This window comes from Pseudoalteromonas sp. NBT06-2, from assembly GCF_002276045.1.
In the GTDB taxonomy this organism is placed as follows: domain Bacteria; phylum Pseudomonadota; class Gammaproteobacteria; order Enterobacterales; family Alteromonadaceae; genus Pseudoalteromonas.
The window spans coordinates 1-4894 of sequence record NZ_NQMR01000249.1 but is presented as its reverse complement, the minus strand read 5'-3'; the positions used below and the strand labels follow the sequence as shown (position 1 = coordinate 4894).

Sequence of the window (4894 nt, the reverse complement as noted above, 5' to 3'; positions counted from 1 at the left end):
ATCGTATTACCAATTATTCTCGGATTTTTCACTGGCGTAGGCCCAGATATGATGACGCTAAGCCCAGATATAAGTAGCTATTTAGGTTTTGTTTTAAAATTATTTTTTGCATTTGGCATAACGTTCGAAATTCCTGTAGCAATTATGCTACTGTGTTGGAGCGGTGCAACAGATGTACAAAGCTTAAAAGAAAAGCGTCCATATATAATTGTCGCTGCTTTTGTTGTAGCAATGTTTTTAACACCGCCAGATATTTTATCTCAGACATTATTAGCCATTCCAATGCTAGCATTATTTGAGTTAGGGCTACTTTTGGCATCATTTAGTAGTAAAAAACAAGAACCAACTGAACAAGAGAATTAAATGAAAAAACTAACCTTATCTTTATTAGTGCTATTATCCGCTAACAGTTTTGCTCAAGAGGTGAATACTCAAGCATTAAAAGCCTGTAGTATGATAGAAAATGACTTCAAAAGACTTGTTTGTTACGACCAAATAATAGCAGGCAAAAGCATAGATGTTTCAAACGTTAAAATGCCAATAAAAACTGAACAAAAAAAAGTTGAAAGTAAAACTGACAAATTTGGTTTGGAACACAAAAACATTTCAGTTAATGCTGAAAAAGAGCAAGTAGCAGCGGTCAAAAAAGTAAAAGAAAGTCTTCATGGAGAACTTATTGTGACACTCACTAATGGTCAAGTTTGGCGCCAGTTAGGTACTAATGATTTTAGAGTTAAAGCAGATAATGAAGTCATTATTATGCGGGGTGCTTTGAACTCCTTTTTATTAAAAAAAATGGGGTCCAATAAAACAATCCGAGTTAAGCGTGTAAAATAAGCTTATCTCGGTGCAAAGGAATGAGTATGCCTAAATATTTGCTTACCATATTTTTCATTTTTCTGACTTGTTTACAGTCAGGTGATTTATGGGCAAGCAATATTGATATCAATACGCAATTTAATTATCAAAAACCTATCGAGTATTCATATACAACATCTGTTAATTCTCTAGAATCAGCTCTATTACAAAAAAATCATCTATGGTTAGAATCTCGTGGTGGGCTGTTAAACTTAGGTCTACAAAATAATCCTGTATGGATGAAATTCAATTTAATCAATAGCACAAACGAAACAAAGAAAATATTTGTAGTTCTAAGTAACCCTCTAATTGATAAGCTTTCACTTTATCAAATCACCAAAGAAAAGGTAATTCAATACCATACTATTGGTGATACACAACCTATTTCAAGAAGAACTATCAAAGATGAATCTTTATTATTTAGCATATCCCTAGCCGCTAATAGTCATAATAATATTTATCTCGAAGCTCAAAGCGAAGGAACTTTAAAACTCCCTTTGAGTGTATGGACACCTGAACGTTATGTACAACATAAAAGTAAATTCAACTTACTTATAGGTTTATTATTAGGGTTCTTATTTGCATTAATAATAAGTAACTTACTTATCAGTCTATTAACTCGAAATAGTTTATTTTTAATGGGTAGCTTATACATTACTTGTCTTTGGGCGGTATTAACCGGATATTTTGGACTAAGTTATCGATATTTCAACTTAGATGCCTTTTGGCTGCAACAAATTAATATATCAACATTACTTTTATGTGCCGTAACTTTACTTAACCCAATCACCGAAAAACTATTATATTTAGCTAAAAATAATAAAAAACACCTAACAGTCTTACGTATATCCTTTGGTCTTACTATCATTATAATGTGTTTGAATCCTTGGCTTAGTTATTCAAACAGCTTAATAATGAGTTTTACCATAGGCTTAATAAATATGGGGGTTTATTTAGTTATTACAAGTTTGCACATAAACAAAAAAACAAAACATGCTAAAACAGTTTTTGCCTACCTATTTCCTATTTTCTTAACTTTAGTGCATGGTATTTTATTATTTAATGACATTATTTTTTCAACCTTGACAATACAGTCCATTTTAATCGTTTGCTTTTTATCGAGTAGCTTTATTATTTCCTACTTACTAATTGTTCAGTTCATAACACAAAGAGATGAAAAAGCACAACAGCAACATCAACTGATTGCAGAGGTAAGGGCTAAAGATAAATTATTAGAAGAAAAGCTAAAAATTCAAAATCAAGCGCAACAAGGTTTAGAAAGTAAAATTCAAGAACGTACTTTTGAACTAGAAATAACACTGCGGGAATTAGAAGAAAAAAATAGAGAATTAGAAGAGAAAAATACGCACGACGCTTTAACCAGCATTCGCAATCGACTTTATTTTGATAAAAAACTTGCTATGGAGTTTCGACGTTCTCGTAGGGAGCAAAAACAGCTCGCAATTTTGATGTTAGATATAGATCACTTTAAAATAATTAATGATTCTTTAGGTCATTTAGCTGGTGATGAAGCAATCAAATTTGTAGCTAATACAATAAAAGAAAGCTTACAACGTCCTAGTGATGAAGCCTGCCGCTATGGTGGCGAGGAATTTTCTATTATTTTACCGAATACTCCAACACAAGGTGCTATCGCTGTTGCTGAGTCAATTAGAAAAAAAATTGAAGCTGCAAAAATACATACTTCTGCTGGTATAATAGAAATGACAATTAGTGCTGGAGTACATAGTGCAATAGCTGAATTAAATCAAGATCCAAATCAACATACAGCATTAGCAGATAAAGCATTATACAAAGCAAAAGAAACTGGCAGGAATCGAGTTTTATCTTCCGCAGATCAGTTTTAATGACAGATAATCCACAATAGGTAAAACACATGGCACAATCAGGTTTAGATTTATTTCCATATTCTCGAATGCGTAGAATGCGAAGAGATGATTTTTCACGTAGATTAATGAGTGAAAACATCCTAACAGTAAAGGACCTTATTTATCCTGTTTTTGTATTAGAAGGAAAAAATCGCCGTGAAGCAATCGAATCAATGCCTGGTATTGAACGTATTTCAATAGATTTACTTATCGAAGAAGCTAAACAGTTATCACAGCTAGGTGTACCTGCTATTGCCATTTTCCCGGTTACGCCAAGTGATAAGAAATCACTTTTAGCTGAAGAATCTTACAACCCTGAAGGTTTAGTTCAAAGAACCGTTCGCGCATTAAAAGCTGAAGTACCTGAGATTGGCGTAATCACAGATGTAGCATTAGATCCTTTCACCGTACATGGACAAGATGGTATTATCGATGAAAAAAATTACGTTATTAATGATGTAACAACTGAAATTTTAATAAAACAAGCATTGTCACAAGCACAAGCGGGAGCAGATGTTGTTGCGCCATCAGATATGATGGATGGCAGAATTGGAGCTATACGTGAAGCATTAGAAGCAGCAGGATTTATACATACTCGTATTATGGCTTACTCAGCAAAATATGCATCAAGTTACTATGGACCATTTAGAGATGCTGTAGGATCTGCCGGTAATCTTAAAGGAGCTGATAAGAAAACCTATCAAATGGATCCTGCAAACTCAGATGAAGCATTAAGAGAAGTTGCTTTAGACTTACAAGAAGGTGCTGACATGGTAATGGTAAAGCCTGGTATGCCATATCTTGATATCGTACGTCGTGTTAAAGATGAGTTTGGTGTACCAACCTTCGCTTACCAAGTGAGCGGTGAATATGCGATGCATATGGCAGCGATTCAAAATGGTTGGTTAGCTGAAAGACCTTGTATTATGGAGTCTTTATTAGCCTTTAAACGCGCTGGTGCCGATGGTATTTTAACTTACTTTACTAAGCAAGTTGCTATTTGGCTTAATGAAAATAAATAAGCTCTAAAGGTTTATTATTACAACTACGTAACACTTTAAAGATCTACACTCCTTAACTTCGTATATTATGATGTTAAGGAGAGCTTTAATCTCTCACTTTTCCTACACTAAGAAAAATATCACTCCATAACAAATAAGACATAATGTAGTACAAACAGCAGCCTTAATGATATAAAGGCTTCTCATCTGGTTTTTAAACCAAAACTCATAAAAAAAGCGTACAAAATAAGTTGCGGTCATACCAAATAGTGCAAACAACAAAATATAAATAAAATTTAAAATCACATCACACCATTCAATTTAAATACATATAATGAAAAATTATAATCAGTTTTAATATGATACAGTTAATTATATTTTTCAAATAGGTCTTTTTTTCATGAATTTAAAATATCTAAATTTAGCGCTTCCTTTTATGCTTGCTTTAACCGCCTGTGATGATAAACAACAAACTTCTATTGAGGTTAAAGAAAAAATAAAGATAGTAAAAGTCGATAATAATAAACAAAAACTCGAAACCATAACAGCCGATAGCTTAAATGAAAAAAAGGCTGAGTTTCAAACTTTAATAACCAATAAAGAATGTGATACGTCTAACCAATGCCAAGTTATTGCAATTGGTAGTAGAGCATGTGGAGGCCCAAGCCAATATGCTATTTTTTCAAATAAACATGTAGATTCAGAGCAAGCTAAAGCACTCGCATCGAATATCACCGTTGCTGAAAAAATATTTAATGAAAAGAATCAAATGATAAGTATTTGCCAACATATAAATAAACCAGCTGTACAATGTGTCAGTAATGTATGCACAAAAAGCTTACAAAGTGGTGACATTTACTAATGTAGTGGACAGAGCTTCAGTCTGCCTTTTAATCATAATCTTATTTGCAATTAACTCTTTCATTTGAGCTAGCTTATACTTGTGACTAATTTTTATTTTTTATATTAATTTTTTTACTTGCTCTATTTGATCTATGTATTCAGGTACTTCCTTTTATTGAGTGGTGCATGAATATACCTGAGTCTAATTCCAAAAAATGGGCTAATTGAATATTCGGGTAAGCTGATTTGAACGACAAAAAACAAAATAAATAACAGACAATAAAAAAGGCCACCTAAGTGACC

At 32.8% G+C, this 4894-nt stretch carries 5 protein-coding genes; all 5 read left to right on the top strand.

Annotated elements, in window-relative coordinates; all coding sequences use genetic code 11:
• On the top strand, positions 1-363 hold a 363-nt coding region (locus CJF42_RS24800), incomplete at its 5' end, for a twin-arginine translocase subunit TatC (protein WP_170940761.1).
• Complete coding sequence (locus CJF42_RS24795) at positions 364-837, top strand: hypothetical protein (RefSeq protein ID WP_095369189.1); 474 nt, start codon at positions 364-366, stop codon at positions 835-837. It begins immediately after the preceding gene.
• Between the two features lie 26 nt (positions 838-863).
• Positions 864-2726, top strand: coding sequence for a sensor domain-containing diguanylate cyclase (locus CJF42_RS24790; RefSeq protein WP_170940760.1), 1863 nt, complete (start codon positions 864-866; stop codon positions 2724-2726).
• A 29-nt stretch (positions 2727-2755) separates the two neighbouring features.
• Positions 2756-3769, top strand: coding sequence for a porphobilinogen synthase (gene hemB / locus CJF42_RS24785; RefSeq protein WP_095369187.1), 1014 nt, complete (start codon positions 2756-2758; stop codon positions 3767-3769).
• A 379-nt stretch (positions 3770-4148) separates the two neighbouring features.
• Positions 4149-4610: a hypothetical protein gene (locus tag CJF42_RS24780; protein WP_095369186.1), complete on the top strand. Its 462-nt coding sequence runs from the start codon at positions 4149-4151 to the stop codon at positions 4608-4610.
• Positions 4611-4894: the final 284 nt, after the last annotated feature.

Excerpts from the sequence above, each read along its gene's own strand:
- CJF42_RS24795 (WP_095369189.1), top strand. The coding sequence starts at position 364 with ATGAAAAAACTAACCTTATCTTTATTAGTGCTATTATCCGCTAACAGT.
- CJF42_RS24790 (WP_170940760.1), top strand. The coding sequence starts at position 864 with ATGCCTAAATATTTGCTTACCATATTTTTCATTTTTCTGACTTGTTTA.
- hemB (WP_095369187.1), top strand. The coding sequence starts at position 2,756 with ATGGCACAATCAGGTTTAGATTTATTTCCATATTCTCGAATGCGTAGA.
- CJF42_RS24780 (WP_095369186.1), top strand. The coding sequence starts at position 4,149 with ATGAATTTAAAATATCTAAATTTAGCGCTTCCTTTTATGCTTGCTTTA.